Raw genomic sequence first — 24,683 nt, 5'->3', positions numbered from 1 at the left:
GGCTGGTGCCGAGCGTCGCGCAGCCAAGGAAGCACCATGACCGTTTTGCACTCCCAATTGAACCCGCGTTCGGCTGACTTTCAGGCCAATGCCGCTGCCATGCGTGGCTTGGTCGACGAGCTGCGCGCCCACCTGGAACGCGTGGCCCAAGGCGGTGGCGAGGCCCCGCGTGCCAAGCACACCGCTCGCGGCAAGTTGCTGCCGCGTGACCGGGTGCAGATGCTGCTCGACCCCGGCACGCCCTTCCTCGAAGTTGCGCCACTGGCCGCCCTCAATATGTACAACAACGATGCGCCCAGCGCGGGCGTGATCGTGGGCATTGGCCGCGTGAGCGGGGTGGACTGCATGATCGTGTGCAACGACGCCACGGTGAAAGGCGGCACCTATTACCCGATGACGGTGAAAAAGCACCTGCGGGCGCAAGAAATCGCCCAGCAAAACCGCTTGCCTTGCATCTATCTGGTGGACTCGGGCGGGGCCAATTTGCCCAACCAAGACGATGTCTTTCCTGACCGCGACCACTTTGGCCGCATCTTCTTCAACCAGGCCAACATGAGCGCACTGGGCATCGCGCAGATCGCGGTGGTCATGGGCAGCTGCACGGCGGGCGGCGCTTATGTGCCTGCCATGAGCGACGAAACCATCATCGTCAAAAACCAGGGCACCATCTTTTTGGGTGGCCCACCGCTGGTCAAGGCGGCCACGGGCGAGGTGGTCACAGCCGAAGATTTGGGCGGTGGCGATGTGCACACCCGCCTGTCGGGTGTGGCCGATCACTTGGCGCAAAACGATGTGCACGCACTGGCGCTGGCCCGTCAGGCCGTGAAAAACCTCAATGCCCAAAAGGCCCCGAACATTGCCACGCACACCCCCGTGCCGCCCCAATTCGATGCGCAAGAGCTGTATGGCGTGATCCCGACCGACACGCGCAAGCCGTTTGACGTGCGCGAAATCATCGCCCGCATCGTGGATGGCTCTGACTTCGATGAATTCAAGTCGCGCTTTGGCACGACGTTGATTTGTGGTTTTGCCCGCATCGAAGGCATGCCGGTGGGCATCATCGCCAACAACGGCATCTTGTTCAGCGAGTCGGCCCTTAAGGGTGCGCACTTCATCGAGCTGTGCTGCCAGCGCAAGACGCCGCTGGTGTTTTTGCAAAACATCACCGGCTTCATGGTTGGGCGCAAATACGAAAACGAAGGCATCGCCCGCAACGGCGCCAAGATGGTCACCGCCGTGGCCACAGCGGCGGTGCCCAAGTTCACCATCATCATTGGTGGCAGCTTTGGTGCAGGCAATTACGGCATGTGTGGTCGCGCTTTCGGGCCGCGATTTTTGTGGATGTGGCCCAACGCCCGCATCAGCGTCATGGGCGGCGAGCAAGCGGCCAGCGTGTTGGCCACCGTCAAGCGCGACGGCATCGAGGGCAAGGGCGGCTGCTGGAGCATGGAGGAAGAAGAGGCCTTCAAAGCCCCGATCAAGCAACAGTACGAAGACCAAGGCCACCCGTATTACGCCACCGCCCGCATTTGGGACGACGGCGTGATCGACCCCGCCGACACGCGCCGCGTGCTGGCGTTGGGCCTGAGCGCCTCGCTGAATGCGCCGATTCCTGAAACCAAGTTCGGCCTGTTCCGGATGTGATGGGGTTGCCATGACGACAGCCCTGACCCTTTCCACCCAAAACAGCGTGCACACCATCACGCTGTCGCGCCCCGATGTGCGCAATGCCTTCAATGACGAAGTCATTGCCGAGCTGAAAAACGCTTTTCTGGCGGTGGCCCAAGACAGCGCCGTGCGCTGTGTGGTGCTGGCCGCCGAAGGCCCCGCTTTTTGCGCAGGCGCAGACCTGAACTGGATGCGCCGCATGGCCGATTACAGCCGCGAAGAAAACCTGGCCGATGCGGGCGAGCTGGCGGCCATGCTGCGCGCCATCTACGAATGCCCCCAGCCCACCATCGCCCGCGTGCAGGGCGATGTGTATGCGGGCGGTATGGGCTTGGTGGCCGCGTGTGACATGGCCGTGAGTGTGGACACGGCGAACTATTGTCTCAGCGAGGTCAAGCTGGGCTTGATACCGGCCACCATCAGCCCCTATGTGATCCGTGCCATGGGCACGCGTGCGGCGCACCGCTACTTTTTGACCGCTGAGCGCTTTGGTGCCGCCGAGGCGCACCGCATCGGCTTGGTGAATGCGGTGGTGACCGCCGATGCATTGGACGCCCAAGTGGCTGAGCTGACGCAAGCGCTGGTGAACGCCAGCCCCCATGCCGTGCGGGCGTGCAAAAAGCTGGTGCAAAACGTGGCCGAGCGCGAGATCAACGACGCTCTGGTGGCGCAGACGGTGGCGGGCATCGCCGACATCCGTTCAAGCGCTGAAGGCAAAGAGGGCGTGCAGTCCTTCTTGCAAAAACGCAAACCCCAATGGCTGGCTTGAGGAAGCAAACATGTTCAAAAAAATCCTGATCGCCAACCGTGGCGAAATCGCTTGCCGTGTGGCCGCTACGGCGCGCCGCATGGGCATCCAGACCGTGGCCGTTTATTCGGATGCCGATGCCGGCGCCAAGCATGTGCTGGCCTGCGACGAAGCGGTGCATGTGGGCGGCAGCGCCCCCAAAGACAGCTACCTGCGCTGGGAGCGGATTTTGCAAGCCGCCAAGGCCACCGGGGCCGAGGCGGTGCACCCCGGTTATGGATTCTTGAGCGAGAACGAAGACTTCGCCAAGGCCTGCGCCGCAGCGGGCTTGGTGTTCATTGGCCCACCGGCCTCGGCCATTTTGGCCATGGGCTTGAAGGCCGAATCCAAGCGCTTGATGGAAGCCGCAGGTGTGCCTTTGGTGCCCGGCTACCACGGCGCAAACCAAGACCCGGCCTTGCTGCAACGCGAAGCGGATCGCATCGGTTACCCGGCACTGATCAAGGCCAGCGCGGGGGGCGGTGGCAAAGGCATGCGGGTGGTGGAAAAGTCCGAAGACTTTGCGGCGGCCTTGGCCAGTTGCCAGCGCGAAGCCATCAACAGCTTTGGCAGCGATGCGGTGCTGATCGAAAAATACGTGCAGCGCCCCCGCCACATTGAGATCCAGGTGTTTGGCGACACGCACGGCCAATGCGTGTATTTGTTCGAGCGCGATTGCTCGGTGCAGCGCCGCCACCAAAAAGTGCTCGAAGAAGCCCCGGCCCCCGGCATGACCGACGCCCTGCGTGCGCAAATGGGCGCTGCGGCGGTGGCCGCTGCCAAGGCTGTGAACTATGTGGGCGCGGGCACGGTGGAGTTCATCGTCGAGCAAGCGGCCTATGACCAACCAGAGTCGATGAAGTTCTTTTTCATGGAGATGAACACCCGCTTGCAGGTCGAACACCCGGTCACCGAGGCCATCACCGGGCTGGACTTGGTGGAGTGGCAGTTGCGCGTGGCCAATGGCGAGCCCTTGCCTTTGCGGCAAGACCAGCTGCGCATTCAGGGCCATGCCATCGAAGCGCGCATCTGCGCTGAAAACCCCGACAACAACTTCCTGCCCGCCACCGGCACGCTGCAGGTTTACCGCAAGCCCCAAGCGAGCAGCTTTCAGCTCGCCAACATGAGCGGCACAAGCGTCGCGGTCCGCATCGACGATGGCGTGCGCCAGGGCGACACCATCAGCCCTTTTTACGACTCGATGGTGGCCAAGCTGATCGTGCACGGCGACACCCGCGAGCAAGCGCTTGCCCGGCTCGACACCGCATTGGCACAAACCCACATCGTGGGTTTGAACACCAATGTGCAGTTCTTGCGTCATGTGGTGCGCTCGTCGGCCTTTGCCAACGCACAACTCGACACCGCGCTCATCCAGCGTGAAGCGGCCACCCTGTTCAAACAGGAAACCGTGGGCTTGCCTGCGGCCGTGGCCGCCGTGGTGGCCCACACCCTGCATGCCGAAAAATCCTTGCAAGGCACAGACCCTTTCAGCCGCCGCGATGGCTGGCAGTCGCACGGTCTGGCGCAACGGCGCTTTGAATTCCTGTGGCAAGACCAGCCCCTCTCGGCTCGGCTGAATTACTTGCACGATGGTGCTGTGAGCTTATCGCTGGAGGGCGAGGACGCTGCATCAGGCGTGTTGGGCTTTACCGCCGATGGCGCAGGCCTGTGGGTGCAGTGGGGCAGCACGCCCCGCCTCTTCAGTCAGCTGGACTGGCAAGGCGAGACTGCGCACCTGTTCACTCCGCAAGGTGCGACCCGCATCACCGTGCTCGACCCGCTGGCCCACGCTGGTGAGGCCGCACAAGAAGGCGGCCGGCTGACGGCGCCGATGCCGGGCAAGGTGGTGTCGTTTGCCGTCAAGGTGGGTGACCGGGTTCTGGCCGGTCAGCCGCTGGCCGTGATGGAAGCCATGAAGATGGAGCACACCATCAGTGCGCCCAAGGACGGTGTGGTGGCTGAGCTTCTGTACGCACCCGGCGACCAAGTGGCCGATGGGGCCGAGCTGCTCAAGCTGGCGGTGTGAGGTGCGGGTCTGAAGACCACAAGGGCCTCAATTGCCAGCAGGGCTGGCTCCTACGGGATCCAAGGTGTTGGCAGGAGCTTGCCCTGCCAGCGATGCGCTAACCCATGCGACATAGCGGGGTTGGCCTTGCTGACAAAATCCACCCATGAACATCACCATCTGCTTTGACAAGCTCGACCCCACGCCTTGGGTGCAGGGCCTGCAACAAGCCTTTCCGCAAGCTGTCGTATCCGCCTGGACCCCTGGCGCAGCGCAGGTCGACCACGCCATCGTCTGGGCGCCGCCACAGCAGTTCATCGACGAACAAGCGGGCCTGAAAACCTTGTTCAACATCGGTGCGGGCGTGGACGCCTTGCTTCAGCTGCGTTTGCCTGCCCACCTGAAGGTGGTGCGTCTGGACGACGCGGGGATGTCGGTGCAGATGGCCGAATACGTGTGCCATGCGGTGATCCGGCATTTTCGCGAGTTCGACGGCTACGACGCTGACACCCAAGCAGGCAAATGGTCTTACCGCAAGCCGCGCAACCGTGCCGATTTTGCAGTTGGTGTAATGGGTCTTGGCGTGCTCGGCGAGCGTGTGGCCAAAGCCTTGCAGGTGTTTGACTTTTCGGTCAATGGTTACAGCCGCAGCGCCAAAAACCTGCCCGGCATCCGCTGTTTCAATGGGCCCCAGGGCTTGCCCGAATTTTTGGCGGCCACGCGGGTTTTGGTCAATCTGATGCCGCTCACGCCGGAGACCGAAAACATGCTGAACCAAGCCACGCTGTCGACATTGCAGCCCGGTGGCTACGTCATCAACGTGGCCCGAGGCCGGCACTTGGTCGATGCCGATCTGATCGCCCTGATCGACAGCGGCCATCTGGCCGGGGCCACGCTCGACGTGTTTCGCACTGAGCCACTGCCTGCCGACCACGCTTTTTGGCAACACCCGAAAATCAACGTCACGCCCCACACCTCAGCGCGCACCCTGCGTGAAGAAAGCATTGCGCAAATCGTAGGCAAAATCCAGGCTTTGCAGCGCGGGGATTCGATCAACGGTGTGGTCGATCCCCAGCGCGGTTATTGAAAGTTTTCCACATGTCATTGCCTTCACGCGTTCAACTCATCGATGTCGGCCCCCGAGACGGTCTGCAAAACGAAAAGCAGCCGGTGCCAGCTGCCGTCAAGATTGAGCTGGTGCACCGCCTGCAGGCCGCAGGCCTGAAAGAGATCGAAGTCACCAGTTTTGTCAGCCCCAAGTGGGTGCCGCAAATGGCCGATAACGCCGAAGTGATGGCGGGCATCCAGCGCCAGAGCGGTGTGCGTTATTCGGTGCTCACGCCCAACCTGCAGGGTTTTGAAGCGGCCCTCAAAACACAGCCTGACGAGATCGTGGTGTTTGGTGCGGCCAGCGAGGCCTTCAGCCTCAAAAACATCAATTGCTCAATCGCCGAAAGCATCGAGCGGTTTGCGCCCGTGGTGCAGGCGGCGTTGGCCGCTGGCATCGCGGTGCGCGGCGCCATGAGCTGCACCGTGGGCTGCCCCTACGAGGGCGATGTGGCCCCTGAGCGTGTGGCGTATCTGGCTGGATTGATGAAGCAAATTGGCGTGCAGCGCGTGGATGTGGCTGACACGATTGGGGCGGGGACGCCACTCAAAGTGCAAAAGGCCATCGAAGCCACGCTGCAGCATTACGACGTGGACCAAGTCTGCGGCCACTTTCACGACACCTACGGCCAGGCGCTGTCCAACACGCTGGCGGCGCTGCAAATGGGCGTCTGGAATTTCCAATCGTCTGTGGCCGGTTTGGGCGGTTGCCCCTATGCCAAAGGGGCCACGGGCAACGTGGCCACTGAAGAGGTGATTTACATGTTGCACGGCATGGGCATTGAAACGGGGATCGATCTTGACAAGCTGATCGACGCGGGTGCGTTCATCAGCGACTTTCTGGGCCGCAAAACCCAGTCGCGGGTGGCCACGGCCATCCTCAACAAGCGGGCGGGTTAAAGCATGTGCGGATCTGAACTTCATGCGCTGCCCGAAGGCGTGCAGCGCGTTGCGCAGGCCTTGCAAGACGCTTCGCACCCTCATGTCCCGGTCATGCTCGATGGTGCGGCGCGCACCGCACAAGAGGCCGCCGATGGCCTGGGTGTGCAATTGGGCCAGATCGCCAAGAGCGTGATCTTCAAGCGCAAGGAAGATGGTGTGGCCGTGCTGGTGGTCACTTCCGGCGACCGCCGGGTGGACGAAAAGAAAGTGTCGGCCTTGGTGGGCAAGATCGGCCGGGCCGATGCCGACTTCGTGAAAGCGCAAACGGGTTTCACCATCGGCGGTGTTTCGCCCGTTGCGCACCTGAACCCGCCCGTGACATTGCTCGACCAAGACCTGTGGCGCTTTGCTGAAGTCTGGGCCGCAGCCGGGCACCCGCACGGTGTGTTCCGCTTGCGACCCGAAGACCTGAAGCGCCTGACGGGAGCCCCACTGGCCGATGTGGCGCAAGTCGCATCTGAGGCCGCTGATGCACCTGATTTAACGAAGGTACGGGCATGAGCCAGCACTATTGGAAAAAACTCAGTGAACGCGCCGAGCAAGTACTGGCTGAGGCGACACCGCCTGCACCGAATTCGGTGCCATCGCCGTGTGTCTCGCTGTGCTTGATGCACCCCAGCGCGGGCTGGTGCGATGGGTGTTTGCGAACGCTGCCCGAAATCGGTGGCTGGAGCCGGGCCACCGACGAAGAAAAGCGCCAGGTCTGGGCGCAAATTCCCGAGCGTTTGCGCCAGCGCCAAGCGATGGACCGCTGACGCGTTTGATTTTTGGGGCACTTGGCACCACACCATGAAAACCATTCACTTCTACCTCGACTTTATTTCTCCTTATGCGTGGCTGGCCTTCGATGCTTTGCCCCAAGCCTTGCAGGGCATCAGTCATCGGGTGGTGCACAAGCCTGTGGTCTTTGGTGCCATGCTGCACCACCATGGCCAGTTGGGCCCGGCAGAGATTCCCGCCAAGCGCGACTGGACTTACCGGCAGGTGCAGTGGCAAGCGCGCGCGCAAGGCACGCCTTTGCAGCTGCCCGCCAGCCATCCTTTCAATTCTTTGGGTTTGTTGCGCTTGGCCACGGCGTGCGATCCGGCAGGCGAGCCCAACCGCTTCGTTTGCGAGAAGATTTTTCGGCATGTGTGGTGCACCGGCCAAGAGGCCGCCGATGCAGTTCGTCTGGCTGCGCTCAATGCCGATCTGGCTCCTGTGGCCGATGTGGGCAGCGCCGAAGTCAAGCAGCGCCTGAAAGCCAATACCGACGAAGCGATCGCGCTGAACTTGTTTGGGGTGCCCAGTTTTGTGGTCGATGGGCAGGTGTTTTGGGGCAACGATGCCTTGCCTATGTTGCGGGCCTACCTGCAAGAGGACCCTTGGTTCCAGTCTCCGGAGTGGACCGGGGTGGGCCGATTGCCCGTGGGCATTCAGCGCAAAGTCTGAGTTTTGGCGTCTGGGCGTGCTCGGTTGGATACAGTCGGGTATGTGCCTCAAACTTGATCTGAGGCAAGCTCCGCACACCAATGGACTGTCATCATGGCAGCGAAGATCCCCATGAAACTGGCCCTGATTTCTGACATCCATGCCAACCGTCAAGCCTTGCAGGCTTGCCTGGCGCATGCGCGCCAGCAGGGCGTGGATCAATTTGCCTTTTTGGGTGATCTGGTGGGATATGGCGCAGACCCTGTGGCGGTTCTCGACGAAGTGATGAACTTGGCCTTGCAAGGGGCTCTGGTGCTGCTCGGCAACCACGATGAAATGGCTTTGAATCCCCCTTCGGCGCAAGGCGCAGAGGCCACCCTGGGCTCACAGAGTGCGCAGTGGACATCCGCGCAGTTGAGCGAGGCACATCGGGAATTTTTGTCGCATTTGCCGCTCACCGTAGCGCAGGATGGTTTGTTGCTGGTTCATGCCAGCGCCGACCATCCGGCTTCGTGGCGCTATGTCGATGGCGAGGCTGCTGCAGGGCGATGCCTGGATCAGGCCTTGGCTAAACAACAAGGGCCGCACGTTTTGGTGGGGCATGTGCACCATCAGACGCTGTATTACCGAGGGGCTGGTCGCAACTTGATGCGATTTGACCCGACACCTGGCACGCCTGTGCCCACGCCTTTGCACCGGCCCATGGTGGGCTGTGTTGGCTCATGCGGTCAGCCGCGTGATGGCGATGCCCGCGCCATGTACGCGGTTTACGATCGCACGCTTCAAAAAATGACGTTTCACCGGGTGCCTTACAACCATGCCGAAGCCGCGGCTGCGATTCGACGGGCCGGATTGCCGGCATATTTTTCACAACGATTGGAGCGTGGACGTTGAAACTTTTGAATCCCGGACACCAGATCGATGGCTTTGAGGTCGAGGCCTGTTTGCATGCCGGTGGCATGGCCCACATTTACAAAGTGGTTTACGCCCTTTCGGATGCCGGGACGCACCGAGCAGCCGAGTTTCCAATGGCCATGAAGATTCCACGCATGACAGCGGGCGATGGCGCGGAAAACATTGTGAGCTTCGAGATTGAGTTGCAAATTTTGTCCGAGCTCAAGGGGCCGCATGTGCCGCGTTTTGTGGCCGCCGGAGATTTGTCCCGAGTGCCTTATCTGGTGATGGAATATGTCGACGGCCATACCCTGCAGCATTGGCTCGACCATCGCGAGACTTTGACGGTGCCCGAGATGGCGAGCCTGGGGGCTGCCACGGCGCGTGCGGCCCACAGTCTGCACCAGCAAAACGTGTGTCATCTCGACTTGAAGCCAGCCAATGTGCTGATTCGCCCCGATGGTTCTGCGGTCATGTTGGACTTTGGTTTGTCTTGCCACGCGCACTACCCGGATTTGCTGGCCGAGGAGTTGCGCAAAGCCGTGGGCTCGCCTGTCTGGATCTCGCCCGAACAAGTGGTTGGGGTGCGCGGGGATCCACGCAGCGACATTTTTGCCATTGGGGTCATGCTGTATGAATTGGCCACGGGCGAGCTGCCTTTTGGTGAACCAGCAACCGCAGCAGGCATGCGCCAGCGTTTGTGGATGGACCCGCCCCCGCCACGAAAACACCGCCCGGATTTACCAGAATGGCTGCAGGAAGTGATCTTGCGTTGTTTGGAGCCCGTGGCGGCCGACCGTTACCCGTCGGCATCTCATCTGGCGTTTGATCTGACCCATCCAGACCAAGTTACCGTGACCGAACGGGGTCGAAAAATAGAGGGCACTGGCTTTTGGACGCATTTCAAGCGCTGGGTTCGTGCCAGTGGCATGGCGTACCGTCCAAGCCCTGTGCCTGCGCAGCAAATTGAGCAAGTGCCGATCATCATGGTGGCGGTGCCGCACCACGATGTGAGCGATGCCACGCTGTATTCTTTGCGCGAAGCTGTGGCCCGTTCCATGGGTATTCGTCCCGGCGCTCGGTTGGCTTGCGTGACGGTGATTTCGCCGGGTTTGACCAGCAGCACCGATGCCGAAAAGGGCGAGACTCAAGTGCACCGCTGGCATTTGAGCCGCTTGCAGCAATGGGCCCAAGCGCTTGACCTGGGCGGGCACCAAACCTCTTTTCACGTGCTCGAGTCGGGTGATGTGGCGGACGCCTTGCTGCGCTATGCGGAAGGCAATCAGGTCAACATGGTCATCATGGGGGCCGCAACGCATGGTTTGCAGATGCAAAGGGTTTTGGCCACGGTTCCGATCAAGGTGGCCATGCAGGCACCCTGCACGGTGATTCTGGTCAAGCAAAGTCTGCCCTTTGAGCGCTTGGCCGAAGTCGCCGTCTGAATGGGTTCAATGCGATGAAGGCGGCGCTTGTGCCTCTTCATCTTCAATCACTTTTTCCCAGCGGTTAACCAACCATGCGTTCACCACAGTGATCAGCAAAAAAAACAGAATGCTGCCTTGGGCGGCCACCCAGAAGTTGAGGGTCCAGTCACCGATGGTGAAGTCCAATGCCCTTGCAAACCAAACCCAAGCAAAGCCCACCAACGCCCACACCAGATACAAAACGCCTGTCAAAAAGCGAATTTTCAGGCGTGCAGACTGGGATTTTGGGGTGGCCACGGGTAATGAGCGGTGGAATCAAGAAATGGAGTGGCCATTATCGGCGGGTGAAGCGCTAGGGATTACCCGTGAAAAACAGCCTGTTTTCACACTGCGGGAAAAATACCAAGGGTTTCTACTTGTGCTGTAAGTATGTGTTGGTTCGCTGTCAGATGCGGGCAAGTGCTGCACCCAAGAATCGCCACCAAGTCTCCGTGTCGGGGACTCTTTTTTGGAGACAGCTTCATGGCTACAACTGAACCCCGTCCGATGTCGGCGGAAGAGAAGAAGGTAATTTTTGCCTCTTCTCTGGGTACCGTTTTTGAGTGGTACGACTTTTACCTGTACGGCTCGTTGGCCGCGATCATTGCCAAGCAGTTCTTCAGCGGCTTGGATGAAGGTTCTGCCTTCATCTTCGCGTTGTTGGCGTTTGCTGCCGGCTTCATCGTGCGTCCTTTCGGCGCGATCTTCTTCGGCCGTCTGGGCGACATGATCGGCCGCAAGTACACCTTCCTGGTCACGATCCTGATCATGGGTGCCTCTACCTTCATCGTGGGCATCTTGCCCAACTACGCCAGCATTGGCGTTGCCGCTCCCGTCATCCTGATCTGCCTGCGCTTGCTGCAAGGCCTGGCTTTGGGTGGTGAGTACGGTGGTGCTGCCACTTACGTGGCCGAGCATGCCCCTCACGGCAAACGCGGCGCCTACACGGCCTGGATCCAGACCACAGCGACTTTGGGCTTGTTCCTGTCCTTGATGGTGATTCTGGGCACACGGACCATCATCGGTGAAGACGCCTTCGCAGAATGGGGCTGGCGCGTTCCATTCATCGTCTCGATCATCATGTTGATCATTTCGGTCTTCATTCGCTTGAGCATGAACGAATCGCCTGCTTTCGTGAAAATGAAAGCCGAAGGCAAGACCTCCAAAGCCCCTCTGTCCGAGTCTTTCGGTCAGTGGAAAAACCTGAAGATCGTGATCTTGGCCCTGGTCGGTTTGACTGCGGGTCAAGCTGTGGTCTGGTACTCGGGTCAGTTCTACGCTTTGTTCTTCTTGACACAAGCGTTGAAAGTGGACGGCGCAACCGCCAACATCATGGTGGCGATCTCTTTGATCATCGGCACACCGTTTTTCGTCATCTTTGGCGCCCTGTCTGACAAGATTGGCCGCAAGCCGATCATCTTGGCCGGTTGCTTGTTGGCTGCTTTGACCTACTTCCCTGTGTTCAAGGCATTGACCAAGGCTGCTAACCCAGACCTGTATGCTGCTCAAGCCGCATCGCAAGTGGTGGTGATTGCTGATCCAGCCGAGTGCTCGTTCCAGTTCAACCCCACAGGCACCAAGAAGTTCACATCGTCTTGCGACATCGCCAAGCAACGTTTGGCTGGCGCTTCGGTGAGCTACTCCAACGAAGTGGCACCTGCCGGTACACCCGCCATCATCAAGGTCGGCGAGACCGTGGTGAACGTCAAGTACACAGCTGAAGATGTTGCTGCTGCCAAGGCCAAGGCTGAGGAAAAGCTGGCTGCTTTGAATGCTGCTGAACCCAAAGATGCCAAGGCCATCGCCGCTGCTGACAAGTCTGTCAAAGACCTGAGCAACGAGAAGACCGCTGGTGCGACTTTGCTGGCTTCGAACCTGGGTGCCGCACTGAAAGGCGCGAACTACCCCGTCAAAGCCGATATGGCCAAGTTCGACAAGGTCACCGTCATCATCATCCTCACTTACTTGGTGTTGTTGGTGACCATGGTCTACGGTCCTATCGCCGCCATGCTGGTCGAGATGTTCCCAACCCGCATCCGTTACACCTCCATGTCCTTGCCTTACCACATTGGTAACGGCTGGTTTGGTGGCCTGTTGCCTACGACTGCTTTCGCGATCGTGGCCCAGACCGGTAACATGTACAACGGCTTGTGGTACCCCATCATCATCGCCGGTGCAACCGTCGTGATTGGTGGCTTGTTCATCAAGGAAACCAAAGACGTCGACATCTACGCCGACGACTGATCGATCTTGTAAGCATCCCGGGGTGACTCGGGTGCTACATTCTGGGCCTTCCCTCTGTGGAGGGCCTTTTTCATTATTGGAGTTGAACTATGTGGAAAATTGCTGTTGGATTCGTGATCTTTGCTGCCTTGGGCATTTACGTGATCAGCAAGGGCGGTGACAAGTTGGACATGAGTGGCGAAAAGCACGGCGCTGACGCAGTGCACTCAGAGCCAGCCAAAGCCGATGCACCTGCTGCCGCGCCCGCACCCGCTGCAGCCCCTGCTGCTGAAGCCAGCGCTGCCAAGTAAGCACTGCTGACTGCAGGCACTTGACTTCGGTTGGGTGCCAAGACCCAAAGCCACGCAGTCGCGTGGCTTTTCTTTTGGGCATCAGACATGTCACGGTCCGCGACCTAGAATGTTTGGCCTTCACCGAATAAAGCCAAGCATGCCCCAAGGTCTCATCCGCATCCGTGGTGCCCGTCAGCACAACCTCAAAAACATCGATCTTGACATCCGCACGGGTGAATTGACCGTGGTCACCGGACCCAGCGGTTCGGGCAAGTCGAGTCTGGTTTTTGACACCTTGTATGCCGAAGGCCAGCGACGTTATGTAGAGACCTTCAGCGCCTATGCGCGGCAGTTTTTGGATCGGATGGACAAACCCGCGGTGGACAAGGTCGAAGGCGTGCCGCCCGCCATTGCGATTGACCAGACCAACCCGGTGCGCAGCTCGCGCTCGACCGTGGGCACCATGACCGAGCTGAACGACCACCTCAAGTTGTTGTTTGCACGTCTTGGCCAGTTGTTTGACAAGGACACTGCACAAGCCGTTCGGCATGACACGCCTGAAACCATTTATGCCGAGCTGGCAGCGCGTGCCGCGCAGGCCCAAGACCCGCGCCTTTACCTGACCTTTCCGGTCGAGTTGCCCGCCAACACCAGTGCCGAGCAGGTCGAACAGTGGTTGTCGGCCAGCGGTTTTACCAAGGTGCAGGCCGAGCGCGAGGTGGCCACACCCAACGGCCCGCGCAAAGTGCTGGACGTGATCGCTGACCGTTTTCGTTTGGGCAAGGCCGAAAAAGCCCGTGTGGTGGAAGCCATTGAGGTGGCCCTCAAACGGGGTGGCCGCCTCAACGTTTACGTCGAAAAAAAATCGGGGTCAGACCCCAGCTTGTCTTCGGCGACTTCTGAAGCGACGTTCGACCTGTGGCGTTTTTCTACAGGCTTGCATTGCCCCGAAAGCGATCAGCGTTACACCGACCCGATCCCGTCGATGTTCTCTTTCAACTCTGCGGTGGGGGCCTGCGAGACTTGCCGGGGTTTTGGCCGCGTGATCGGTGTCGACTACGGTTTGGTCATTCCCAACGAAAAACTCACGCTGCGGGCCGGTGCGATCAAGACCATCCAGACCCCGGCTTGGAAAGAATGCCAAGACGACCTGATGCGCCACGCCGAAACGGCAGGCATCCCGCGTGACACAGCCTGGGACAAGTTGACCGCCAGTCAGAAAGACTGGGTCATCAAGGGCTCGCCCGAATACAAAGGCAAATGGAACCAGCAGTGGTATGGCATCAAGCGGTTTTTTGAGTACCTGGAAAGCAAGGCCTACAAGATGCACATCCGTGTGCTGTTGTCGAAATACCGCAGCTACACCGAATGCCCCAGTTGCCAAGGCGCACGGCTGAAGACCGAGAGCTTGCTGTGGCGCATTGGCAACCACTCTGACGCCGACGGGGTGCTGCCTGTTGAAAAGCGCTTCATGCCCACCGGGGTGAAGTGGACGCGTGCGCAACTCGAAGCCCTGCCGGGCCTGAGCTTGCACGACATGATGATCATGCCGCTCGATCGGCTGCGTTTGTTTTTTGACCGGCTGTCGGCGTCTGGGCATGCGTCATCGGCGGCTGATGAGGCTTCGGCCGGGGATGGGCTGGGCTCCTCATACGTCGGGGGTACGCCAAAATCGTCACCCAGCCCATCCCCGGCCGAAGCCGTGGGGGGCGCACAAGCACAGGCAGCAACAGCAACGGCGACAGAGAGGGCACTGAGCGCCCGATCCACGACAAGGTCTGCGTCAGAGCGGGGGGCGGGCGACGATTTTGGCGTACCCCCGCCTCATGAGGAGCCCGCCCCCCGCTCTGACACAGAACGCAACGCCGAAGTGGCCACCGAAGCCGGCCAGGCCAAAACCCAAGGCAAAAGCGCAGAACAAAAAGCCCTGCAACTCTTGCTTGAAGAAATCACCACCCGCCTGAAATACCTGTGCGACGTGGGCATCGGCTACCTCACACTCGACCGCCAAAGCCGCACGCTCAGTGGCGGCGAGGTGCAACGCATCAACCTGACCACGGCCTTGGGCACCTCGCTGGTCAACACCTTGTTTGTGCTCGATGAGCCCAGCATCGGCCTGCACCCGCGTGACATGAACCGTATCACCCAAGCCATGCACCGCCTGCGCGATGCGGGCAACACCTTGGTGGTGGTCGAGCACGACCCGGCGGTGATGATGGCTGCCGACCGCATGATCGACATGGGGCCTGGCCCCGGCGAGCGCGGTGGCCAGATCGTGTTCGACGGCACCACCGCCGACCTGCGCCACGCCGACACACTCACGGGCGCCTATTTGGGCGGGCGCAAACAAGTGGGCCTGGGCTTCAAGCGCATGGTGACTGACAGCACACCGCGTTTGATTTTGGAAGGCGCACGCGAGCACAACCTGCAAAACATCAGCGTTGACTTTCCGCTGCAACGCTTGGTCACCATCACGGGCGTCAGCGGTTCGGGCAAGTCGAGTTTGATCCAGGATGTGCTGGCTCCGGCGCTGATGCGCCACTTTGGCAAAGCCACCGAAACCCCCGGCGCACACGAGCGCCTGTTGGGTGCTGACCACCTGAGCGATGTGGTGTTTGTGGACCAGTCGCCCATTGGCAAAACAGCTCGCTCCAACCCGGTGAGCTATGTGGGCGCGTGGGACGCGATTCGTGAAATTTTTGCCACCGCACCGCTGTCGCGCCAACGTGGCTACACCGCCAGCAAGTTCAGCTTCAACGGCGGCGATGGCCGCTGCCCCACTTGCGGCGGCTCGGGTTTTGAGCACGTCGAGATGCAGTTCTTGAGCGATGTGTATTTGCGCTGCCCCGATTGCGATGGCCAACGCTACCGACCTGAGATTTTGGAGATCACCGTGGAGCGCCAGGCTTTGGGCCAGGCGCAAGCGCGCCACCTGAACGTGGCCGATGTGCTCGACCTCACGGTGAGTGAAGCTGCCGCCTTGTTCGCGCAAGACCGCGACGTGATCCGTGCCCTGCAACCCATCGTGGATGTGGGTTTGGAATATGTGAAATTGGGCCAGCCCGTGCCCACCTTGTCGGGCGGCGAGGCGCAGCGCCTCAAGCTCGCTGGTTTCTTGGCCGAAGCGGCCAAGAGTGCTTCCAAAAGCCGCCAAAGTCTGGCACGCAAGGGCACGCTGTTTTTGTTCGACGAGCCGACCACGGGGCTGCACTTTGACGACATCGCCAAGCTCATGCGGGCTTTGCGCAAACTGCTCGAAGCGGGGCATTCGCTCATCGTCATCGAGCACAACCTGGATGTGATTCGTGCCAGTGATTGGCTGATCGATTTGGGGCCAGAGGGCGGTGATGCCGGGGGCCTTGTCGTGGCCGAAGGCACGCCAGAAGAGGTGCGCCAACACGCCACATCGCACACCGGGCTGGCGCTGCGCGAGTACGCCGAGTCGATGGGGGAGGTGTTGGGGGTGGCTGAGCGTTTGGGTTCTGATGGGGGCGAGTTCGATGTTCTGGCTGGGCGGTCGGGTGTTCGTGGGGGCGAGGCTGCGGTGTCAGCGATTTCCTCATACGGCGGGGGTACGCCAAAATCGTCACCCTCTGACACCCCAACTTCGCTGGCGAGTGTTCGGGGTCGCGATGGCACAGGGTCTACCGCAATGCCTGCCAAACGCGCACCGGTGTTGAACAACAACATCCAGATCGTCAACGCGAAAGAACACAACCTCAAAAACCTCAGCGTGAACATTCCGCGCGGCAAGTTCAACGTGGTCACCGGTGTGAGCGGTTCGGGCAAATCCACCTTGGCGTTTGACATCTTGTTCAACGAAGGCCAGCGCCGCTATCTGGAAAGCCTGAATGCCTATGCGCGCAGCATCGTGCAGCCCGCAGGCCGCCCCGAGGTGGACGCGGTTTATGGCATCCCGCCCACCGTGGCGATCGAGCAGCGGCTGTCGCGCGGTGGGCGAAAATCCACCGTCGGCACCACCACCGAGGTCTGGCATTTCTTGCGCTTGTTGTATGTGAAGCTGGGCATCCAGCATTGCGTGCACGACAACACCCCGGTGCAGCCGCAAACGCCCGACAGCATCATTGCGCAGCTGATGACACGGTTCCGTGGTCAGCACATTGGCCTGCTGGCGCCGCTGGTCAACAACCGCAAAGGTGTTTACACCGAGCTGGCCGACTGGGCGCGTCCGCGTGGCTACACGCATTTGCGCGTCGATGGCGACTTTTTGCCCACACAGGGTTTTCCGCGCATTGACCGTTTCAAAGAGCACAACATCGAGCTGCCCGTGGCCAGCCTGGATGTGCTGCCGGCGAACGAGACGACGCTGCGCCAGGCCTTGAGCAAAGCGCTGGAGCATGGCAAAGGCGTGGTGCACGTACTGAGCGATCTGGACGGCTTGCGTGAAGCCATGTTTGAGGGCCATTCCACCGCCCGCATCGGCCAGCACCGCGTGTTCTCGACCTTGCGCGCCTGCCCGGCGTGCGCCACCTCGTATACCGAACTCGACCCGCGCCTGTTTTCGTACAACAGCAAGCACGGCTGGTGCCCTGACTGTGTGGGCACGGGCGTCAAGCTGAGCAAAGACGAGCGCAAGGTGTTTGACGACTCGGTGCGTGACGACAAAGACAAAGGCCGAGAGCAAACCTTTGCAGAGCCGGAAATCGAGGATTTGGCCGATGTGGCTTGTCCCAGCTGCGAAGGTACTCGCTTGAATGCCACCGCGCGTGCCGTGCGCCTGGGCGTTGCACCTGGTCAGGGCTGGCGCATCACCGACATCGCCAGCTTGTCGGTCAGTGATGTGCGGATTTGGGTGGGGCAATTGCAGCTTGTCGGACGCGATGCCGACATCGCTCGCGATCTGGTGCCCGAGATCAAGAGTCGACTCGAATTTTTGGAAGAAGTGGGCTTGGGTTACCTCACGCTGGACCGGGGTGCGCCCACCTTGTCGGGTGGCGAGGCGCAGCGCATCCGTCTGGCCGCGCAGTTGGGCAGCAATTTGCAAGGCGTTTGCTACGTTCTGGACGAGCCGACCATCGGCCTGCACGCTCGCGATAACCAGATTTTGCTCAACGCCTTGCACAAGCTGGGCGACAAGGGCAACACCTTGGTGGTGGTGGAGCATGACGAAGACACCATCCGCCGGGCTGACCACATCATTGACATCGGCCCTAGCGCGGGCAAGCGCGGAGGCCGATTGGTGGCCGAAGGCTCGGTGGCCGACATCACCGCCGCCGCCGATTCGCAAACCGGCCGTTATTTGTTGCATGCGATGAAGCATCCTATGCAGTTGCGACGTGTGGTGGATGCTTCTTTGTGGGGCGATGGCGCGGGCTCCTCATACGTCGGGGGTACGCCAAAATCGTCGCCCACGCCACCACCCCACAAAGAAGCTGTGGGGGGTGTGGATTTGCAATGGCTCACCTTGACGGGCGCCAATCTGCACAACTTGCGCCAAGTCGATGTGCAAGTGCCGCTCAAGCGTTTGGTGGCCGTGACGGGGGTGAGTGGCTCTGGCAAGTCCACACTGGCGCGAGACGTGTTGCTGGCCAATGTGCAAGCGCTGGTCAGCCAGCGTTCGACCTTTGCGGGCCGCACCGCGCAAGACGCTGGCCATCGTGTGGCGTTGACCGCGTGCAGCGATGTGCAAGGCTTTGAGACGATTGACCGCGTGCTCGAAGTGGACCAGACGCCGATTGGCAAAACGCCGCGCTCTTGCCTGGCCACCTACATTGGTTTTTGGGACACCATTCGCAAACTGTTTGCCGAAACCCTGGAGGCCAAAGCGCGGGGCTATGCTGCCGGGCGTTTCAGCTTCAACACCGGCGAAGGCCGCTGCCCGAGCTGTGAGGGGCAGGGCCTGCGCACGATTGAGATGAGCTTTTTGCCCGATGTGAAAGTGCCTTGCGAAACCTGCCGTGGCGCACGTTTCAACCCCGAGACGCTGGCCGTGACTTGGCGTGGCAAAAGCATTGGCGATGTGCTGCAAATGGAGGTCGATGAAGCGGTAGACTTTTTTGCCTCCATGCCCAGCATCGCGCACCCTTTGCAGTTGCTCAAAGACGTGGGCTTGGGCTACCTCACCTTGGGCCAGCCATCACCCACTTTGAGTGGGGGCGAGGCCCAGCGCATCAAGCTGGTGACCGAGCTGACCAAGGTGCGCGACGAAGTGGGCAAGCGCGGCAACAAAGCGCCGCACACCCTGTATGTGCTGGACGAACCCACCGTGGGTCTGCACATGGCCGATGTGGACAAGCTCATCAGCGTGCTGCACCGTTTGGTCAATGCCGGGCACAGCGTGATCGTGATCGAGCACGATCTGGATGTGATCGCCGAGGCCGACTGGGTGATTGACCTGGGGCCTGAAGGCGGTAACGCCGGAGGCCGCATTGTGGCCGCCATGACGCCAGAGGCCTTGGTGCATTTGGGCACCCACACCGGGGTGGCCTTGCGGCCTGTGTTGGCGCGGGTGTGATCAGCCCGCCACGCCCAGTCGCCACAGCGAAGTCACTTCGGCTGAGCGGGCGGCGTGCAGCGGGTCGCTGGCGTCTTGGGCTTTGGCATGTACAGGCTTCACGTCCATGCGGCCCAATACCTCCAGGCCCGCGTCTGCGATCCAGCCCAACAGGGCTTCGCGGGTGCGCAGGCCCAGGTGTTCGGCCAGATCCGACAAGATCAACCAGCCTTCGCCGCCCGTGCACAGTTGCGCGGGCAGGCCGCTTAAAAAACCTTTAAGCATCTGGCTGCCTTCGTCGTACACCGCTTGCTCCAGCAGCGTGGTGGGGCGGGCAGGCAGCCAGGGCGGGTTGCAAACCACCACGGAGGCTTGACCGTCCGGGAACAAATGGGTTTGCTGCAAGACCACTTGATTTTGCAGACCCAGGCGCTGCAAGTTGTCTAGGGCGCAAGCCAAGGCGCGCTCTGACATGTCGGTGCCCACCACGTGGGTGGCACCGCGCCGTGCCAACACAGCGGTCAAGACGCCTGTGCCCACGCCAATGTCAAAGGCCACCGGGTGGGCTTGAAAGGCTTCGGGCATGGGTGCGTTGGCCACCAATTCGACGTATTCGCCACGCACCGGCGAGAACACGCCGTAATGTGGGTAGATGCGCAAGGCCTCGCCCATGGCGGGCACTTCGACACCGTTTTTGCGCCACTCAAACGCACCGATGACGCCTTGCAAGCTGCGCAGTGAAACCACCGAGGCTTGTCCATCGGCTGGGCCAAATGCCTGCACACAGGCGGCTTTGGCATCGGGTGCACGGCGCAGGTCAATGCCATAGTCGCCATTCAGCTCTATCAGGACCTGGCTCAGGATGCGGGTGCGCTGGGCTTGTGCCTGGCGGTGGGTGTGGAACACCGCACCCGGGATCACGGGTGCATTCGGGTCTTGCTTTTTGGCGCGAACCTTTTTGGGCTTGTCGATGCGCCGTGTCAGCGCCTGCAGCATTTGCCGTGCATTTTGAAAGTCACTGCGCCAGAGCAAACCGGTGCCGGCACAGGCCAGGCGATAGGCCGTGTCGGCGGTCATGGTGTCGTCGGCCAGCACCACGGTTTTGGGCAGCACCTGGTCGGAGCGCCACAGGGCTGAGCGTGGGGTGTCTTTTTCAGACCAAGTCAAAAGGGTGGGGGCGTTCATGCGCAGGTCCAGTCGGTGTTTGTTTTTAGGTTTCGCGCAAATGGCCACGAAGGTGCGGTTGTTCAGGTCAGACCCGTCAGCAGGTGGCGGGCCAGTTCGGCAAAGCCTGCACCGCGTTCGCTGGGGGTGATGAAGCGCGGCGGGTGCGTGAGTTGCGCTTCAAAGCGTCGGATGTTGGCCACGCCCACAGTGTGTGGAAAGTGTTCAAACATCACTTGGTCATTGGTCGAGTCTCCCACATAAACCCAGCGGTCGATTTCGGCATCCAGATCACGGCCCCAGAGTTCACGCACGATCCAGCGTGCCCCGGTGAGTTTGCTGTGTGTGCCAAACCAGCCATTGATGTGGATGCTGCTCACCGTGGCGGTCATGCCTGCGGCTTGCATCAGGCGCACCACTTCGTCGATGGCGTGTTGTGGCAGGTGCGTGAACTCGCTGTGGTCGATGGCGATGTCGGTTTCTCGGCCTGCGCTGTCTTGTGAGCGGCAAGCCCCGCTCACCGTGCGCTCAATGTGCGCCAGCACAGCCTGCATGCGGTCGAAGTTGGCGCTGCGTGTGGCCGCATCCTGTTGGTAAATCTTGTGCAAACCCTGTTCGGCTGAATGGCGCAGCCCGACCGCGCCATTCTCGGCCACGATGGCATCCACTGGCCAGCTTTTTGCAAACGGTTCGCTCCAGCCCACAGGCCGCCCGGTGATCGGTACCACCTGCAGGCCAGTCGCTTTCAGATCAGCCAGCGCTTGCAGTGCGTCAGAAGTGATCGCCCCGTCTGTGGTCAACGTGTCGTCGATATCGGTGAAAACACCGACGATGTGGCCGGGTGACCAGTGGCGCAGCAGCTGCATGTCCGTGGTCAGCCCGCGCTGCCCAAGGCCAGCCCCGCGTGCTCGCGCAGCGGATGGAAATGGATTTTGGGGAAGCGCTCTTGCGCCAGGCGCACGTCGTAGGGGCTGGTGCACAAGTAGGCCAGCGTGCCCGCGGCGTCGAGTGACATACGTTGGGGGTAGGCGTTGGTGAACTCGCGCAGCTCGGCTGGGGTGTCGGCGGTGATCCAGCGTGCGCCGGTGTACTGGCAGCCTTCCAGGCGCACGTCGCAGTCGTATTCGGCTTTCAGGCGGTGTTGCACCACCTCAAATTGCAGCTGTCCGACCGCGCCCAGCAGCATGGGGCCGCCGATCTCTGGCTTGAAGACCTGGATCGCGCCTTCTTCGCCCAATTGGTCGAGGCCGGTTTGCAGTTGTTTGGTGCGCAGCGGATTCTTCAAAATCACGGTCATGAAGAGCTCAGGCGCAAAAAACGGCAGGCCGGTGAATTGCAAATTCGCGCCATCGGTGATGGTGTCACCCAGCTGCACGCCGCCATGGGTGGTGAATCCGATGATGTCACCCGCATAGGCTTCGTCCACCGCCTCGCGCCGTTGCGAGAGGAAGGTAACCACGCTGGTGGGGCGCAGCTCTTTGCCTGTGCGTTGCACTTTGAGTTTCATGCCGGGGGTGTATTTGCCAGACGCCATGCGCACAAAGGCGATGCGATCGCGGTGGTTGGCGTCCATATTGGCTTGCACCTTGAACACCACGCCGGAAAACGCGCTGTCTTCGGGTTGGATTTCTTTGACGACGGGCTGCTTGTTGACCAACAGGTTGCTGGTGCGGGGGCGCGGTGGTGGTGCCAGATCGACCAGGGCGTCGAGCACTTCCATCACGCCGAAGTTGTTCACACCGGAGCCAAAGAACACGGGCGTTTGCTTGCCCGCCAAAAAGGCCGCTTCGTCAAACGCGGGCGATGCGCCGGTGGCCAGCTCCATGCTGTCCATGGCGGTTTGCCACTCCAGGCCAAAGCGCTCGGCCAGTTGGGCTTGTTCGGTCAGCGGGATGGTTTCGAAGTCTTGCGGCAGGCGTTCAGAGCCAGAGTCGAACACCGTCATGGCTTGCGTGCGCAGGTTGATGATGCCGCCAAACGATTTGCCTTGGCCCACAGGCCAGGTCATGGGCACGCAGGGCATGCCCAGCTCGCGCTCGACTTCGTCCAGGATGTCGAGCGGGTCGCGCACTTCGCGGTCCATCTTGTTCACAAAGGTGATGATGGGCGTGTCGCGTTGACGGCAGACTTCGATCAGGCGGCGGGTTTGGGCTTCCACACCATTGGCCGCGTCGATCACCATCAGAGCCGAGTCCACGGCGGTCAGCACGCGGTAGGTGTCTTCCGAGAAGTCTTTGTGGCCGGGCGTGTCGAGCAGGTTGATCACGTGGTCGCGGTACAGCATTTGCATGACCGACGAGGCCACCGAGATGCCACGCTGCTTTTCGATTTCCATCCAGTCGCTGGTGGCATGGCGCGAGGCCTTGCGGGCCTTGACCGAGCCGGCGATCTGGATCGCACCCGAGAACAACAGCAGTTTTTCGGTCAGCGTGGTTTTACCCGCATCGGGGTGGGAAATGATGGCAAAAGTCCGGCGGCGCCGGGTCTCGTTGGCGTAAGTCACAAGGGGTCCTGATGTCGTGCGGGTGGCAAAGCTGCCCCCGTGGTGGCCAAGCCTTGGCGGGCTGGCGGAGGGGTGATTTTACCGGCTGACTTCGTGCGGATGAGCTTTCTTCGTATAATCGTCTCTTCCGAGGAGCGTTGCAGCGCCCCCTGGCTTTGAACAAAGCCGGCAGCGGGGCGTGAGGCTCGGAACACTTCAACAGCAACGACGCTCATCCACTCGACGTGCGGTGAGCCTGTTTTTTCCCATTCAGTGCCTTCATCCACGCGTGTGGCTCATTCACATTGCTTTGGAGCTTTTCACATGAATGCACGTTTGAACACCACCATCAACGCCGATTGCGTGATTGCCGACATCGGTTTGGCCGATTGGGGTCGCAAAGAAATCAAGATCGCTGAAACTGAAATGCCCGGTCTGATGGCCATCCGCCAAGAGTTCAATAAGGCCCAGCCCTTGAAAGGCGCCCGCATCACCGGTTCCTTGCACATGACCATTCAGACGGCTGTGCTGATTGAAACCCTGCAAGCGCTGGGTGCGAATGTGCGCTGGGCTTCTTGCAACATCTTTTCGACCCAGGACCACGCCGCCGCCGCCATCGCCGCTGCCGGCACGCCGGTGTTCGCCATCAAAGGCGAAACCTTGGCCGACTACTGGGACTACACCCACCGTATTTTCGACTTCGGTGCCGCCAATACCGAAGGCGAAGGTCCCAACATGATTTTGGACGACGGCGGCGATGCCACTTTGTTGATGCACTTGGGCAAGCGCGCTGAAACCGACGCTTCTTTGATCGCCAACCCCACGAGCGAAGAAGAAACCTGTCTGTTCAACGCCATCAAGGCCAAGCTGGCGGTGGACCCGACCTGGTACAGCCGCAAGGGCGCTCAGATCATTGGCGTGACCGAAGAGACCACCACCGGCGTGCTGCGCCTGAACGAAATGGCCGCCAAAGGCAGCCTGATGTTCCGTGCCATCAACGTGAACGATTCGGTGACCAAGAGCAAGTTCGACAACCTGTACGGCTGCCGCGAATCCTTGGTGGACTCCATCAAACGCGCCACCGACGTGATGATCGCCGGCAAAGTGGCGTGCGTGGCCGGTTACGGCGACGTGGGCAAGGGTTCTGCCCAAGCCCTGCGCGCTTTGAGCGCCCAAGTCTGGGTGACCGAGATCGACCCGATCAACGCGCTGCAAGCCGCGATGGAAGGCTACAAAGTCGTGACCATGGAATACGCCGCTGACAAGTGCGACATTTTTGTGTCGGCCACCGGCAACAAAAACGTGATCCGCTACGAGCACATGGCCGCCATGAAGGACGAAGCCATCGTTTGCAACATCGGTCACTTTGACAACGAGATCGACGTCGCGTCCTTGGAGAAGTGCCAGTGGGACGAAATCAAGCCCCAAGTTGACCACGTCATTTTCCCTGATGGCAAAAAGATCACCTTGTTGGCCAAAGGCCGCTTGGTGAACCTGGGTTGCGCTACCGGCCACCCCAGCTTCGTGATGTCGTCGTCGTTTGCCAACCAAACGATCGCCCAGATCGAACTGTTCACCAAGCAAGACCAGTACGAAGCCGGCAAGGTCTATGTGCTGCCCAAGCACTTGGACGAAAAAGTGGCCCGTTTGCACCTCACCAAAGTCGGCGCGATGCTGACCGAGTTGAGTGACGAACAAGCCGCCTACATTGGCGTGTCCAAAAACGGCCCTTACAAAGCAGACACTTACCGCTATTGATGGGTGTGATGCCATTGCGAGCAATGGCCGTGT

At 60.7% G+C, this 24,683-nt stretch carries 18 protein-coding genes and 1 riboswitch; of the genes, 14 read left to right on the top strand and 4 right to left on the bottom strand.

The window, feature by feature from the left end:
- The first annotated feature begins 36 nt into the window (after window positions 1–36).
- The 10 genes from BN3544_RS12660 (at window position 37) to BN3544_RS12615 (ending at window position 10,255) form a co-directional block, all read left to right on the top strand.
- The gene (locus tag BN3544_RS12660) at window positions 37–1,644 is read left to right on the top strand and encodes a carboxyl transferase domain-containing protein (RefSeq protein ID WP_026036834.1); all 1,608 of its coding nucleotides are present in this window, start codon (window positions 37–39) and stop codon (window positions 1,642–1,644) included.
- 10 nt (window positions 1,645–1,654) lie between these two features.
- Window positions 1,655–2,437, top strand: coding sequence for an enoyl-CoA hydratase/isomerase family protein (locus BN3544_RS12655; protein ID WP_019430989.1), 783 nt, complete (start codon window positions 1,655–1,657; stop codon window positions 2,435–2,437).
- A 10-nt stretch (window positions 2,438–2,447) separates the two neighbouring features.
- A complete protein-coding gene (locus BN3544_RS12650) occupies window positions 2,448–4,481 on the top strand; it encodes an acetyl-CoA carboxylase biotin carboxylase subunit (protein ID WP_019430990.1) in 2,034 nt (677 codons plus the stop codon).
- A gap of 145 nt (window positions 4,482–4,626) precedes the next feature.
- On the top strand, window positions 4,627–5,547 hold the full coding sequence (locus tag BN3544_RS12645) for a 2-hydroxyacid dehydrogenase (RefSeq protein ID WP_019430991.1): 921 nt from the start codon (window positions 4,627–4,629) through the stop codon (window positions 5,545–5,547).
- Window positions 5,548–5,558: 11 nt separating this feature from the next.
- Window positions 5,559–6,467, top strand: coding sequence for a hydroxymethylglutaryl-CoA lyase (locus BN3544_RS12640; RefSeq protein ID WP_019430992.1), 909 nt, complete (start codon window positions 5,559–5,561; stop codon window positions 6,465–6,467).
- 3 nt (window positions 6,468–6,470) lie between these two features.
- Window positions 6,471–7,010 (top strand): YbaK/EbsC family protein, encoded by a 540-nt coding sequence (locus BN3544_RS12635; protein WP_019430993.1) that lies wholly within the window; start codon window positions 6,471–6,473, stop codon window positions 7,008–7,010.
- Window positions 7,007–7,264: a DUF1289 domain-containing protein gene (locus BN3544_RS12630; protein ID WP_019430994.1), complete on the top strand. Its 258-nt coding sequence runs from the start codon at window positions 7,007–7,009 to the stop codon at window positions 7,262–7,264. The genes BN3544_RS12635 and BN3544_RS12630 overlap by 4 nt, the downstream gene beginning before the upstream one ends.
- 34 nt (window positions 7,265–7,298) lie before the next feature.
- Complete coding sequence (locus BN3544_RS12625) at window positions 7,299–7,940, top strand: 2-hydroxychromene-2-carboxylate isomerase (protein ID WP_019430995.1); 642 nt, start codon at window positions 7,299–7,301, stop codon at window positions 7,938–7,940.
- Window positions 7,941–8,051: 111 nt separating this feature from the next.
- Window positions 8,052–8,813, top strand: a complete 762-nt coding sequence (locus BN3544_RS12620) for a metallophosphoesterase family protein (RefSeq protein WP_026036835.1) — start codon at window positions 8,052–8,054, stop codon at window positions 8,811–8,813.
- Window positions 8,810–10,255, top strand: a complete 1,446-nt coding sequence (locus BN3544_RS12615; protein WP_019430997.1) for a serine/threonine protein kinase — start codon at window positions 8,810–8,812, stop codon at window positions 10,253–10,255. Before BN3544_RS12620 ends, BN3544_RS12615 begins: the two co-directional genes overlap by 4 nt.
- A gap of 6 nt (window positions 10,256–10,261) precedes the next feature.
- On the opposite strand, the gene BN3544_RS12610 is transcribed toward BN3544_RS12615, so the two are convergent.
- Window positions 10,262–10,534, bottom strand: coding sequence for a DUF4212 domain-containing protein (locus BN3544_RS12610; RefSeq protein ID WP_019430998.1), 273 nt, complete (start codon window positions 10,532–10,534; stop codon window positions 10,262–10,264).
- 225 nt (window positions 10,535–10,759) lie between these two features.
- On the opposite strand from BN3544_RS12610, the gene BN3544_RS12605 reads away from it, so the two are divergent.
- From BN3544_RS12605 to BN3544_RS14485, 3 genes are all read left to right on the top strand, one after another.
- On the top strand, window positions 10,760–12,520 hold the full coding sequence (locus tag BN3544_RS12605; RefSeq protein WP_026036836.1) for an MFS transporter: 1,761 nt from the start codon (window positions 10,760–10,762) through the stop codon (window positions 12,518–12,520).
- An 89-nt stretch (window positions 12,521–12,609) separates the two neighbouring features.
- Entirely contained in the window at window positions 12,610–12,810 is a 201-nt protein-coding gene (locus BN3544_RS12600; protein ID WP_019431000.1) for a hypothetical protein, read from the top strand.
- Window positions 12,811–12,949: 139 nt separating this feature from the next.
- Window positions 12,950–19,267, top strand: a complete 6,318-nt coding sequence (locus BN3544_RS14485) for an excinuclease ABC subunit UvrA (RefSeq protein WP_019431001.1) — start codon at window positions 12,950–12,952, stop codon at window positions 19,265–19,267.
- Here the strand turns inward: BN3544_RS14485 and BN3544_RS12590 are convergent, their stop codons facing one another.
- The 3 genes from BN3544_RS12590 to BN3544_RS12580 form a co-directional block, all read right to left on the bottom strand.
- A complete protein-coding gene (locus tag BN3544_RS12590) occupies window positions 19,268–20,431 on the bottom strand; it encodes a N5-glutamine methyltransferase family protein (RefSeq protein ID WP_026036837.1) in 1,164 nt (387 codons plus the stop codon).
- A 62-nt stretch (window positions 20,432–20,493) separates the two neighbouring features.
- The gene (locus BN3544_RS12585) at window positions 20,494–21,276 is read right to left on the bottom strand and encodes an HAD-IIB family hydrolase (RefSeq protein WP_019431003.1); all 783 of its coding nucleotides are present in this window, start codon (window positions 21,274–21,276) and stop codon (window positions 20,494–20,496) included.
- A gap of 8 nt (window positions 21,277–21,284) precedes the next feature.
- Complete coding sequence (locus tag BN3544_RS12580; protein ID WP_019431004.1) at window positions 21,285–22,913, bottom strand: peptide chain release factor 3; 1,629 nt, start codon at window positions 22,911–22,913, stop codon at window positions 21,285–21,287.
- A gap of 123 nt (window positions 22,914–23,036) precedes the next feature.
- Window positions 23,037–23,133: riboswitch (S-adenosyl-L-homocysteine riboswitch) on the top strand.
- An 83-nt stretch (window positions 23,134–23,216) separates the two neighbouring features.
- On the opposite strand from BN3544_RS12580, the gene ahcY reads away from it, so the two are divergent.
- Complete coding sequence (gene ahcY, locus BN3544_RS12575; protein ID WP_019431005.1) at window positions 23,217–24,650, top strand: adenosylhomocysteinase; 1,434 nt, start codon at window positions 23,217–23,219, stop codon at window positions 24,648–24,650.
- Window positions 24,651–24,683 lie beyond the last annotated feature (33 nt).

It is taken from the genome of Limnohabitans sp. Rim47, from assembly GCF_001517545.1.
Classification (GTDB): domain Bacteria; phylum Pseudomonadota; class Gammaproteobacteria; order Burkholderiales; family Burkholderiaceae_C; genus Limnohabitans_A.
Note: the sequence above shows the minus strand (reverse complement) of the source record. Positions and strands in the feature narration are given on the sequence as shown.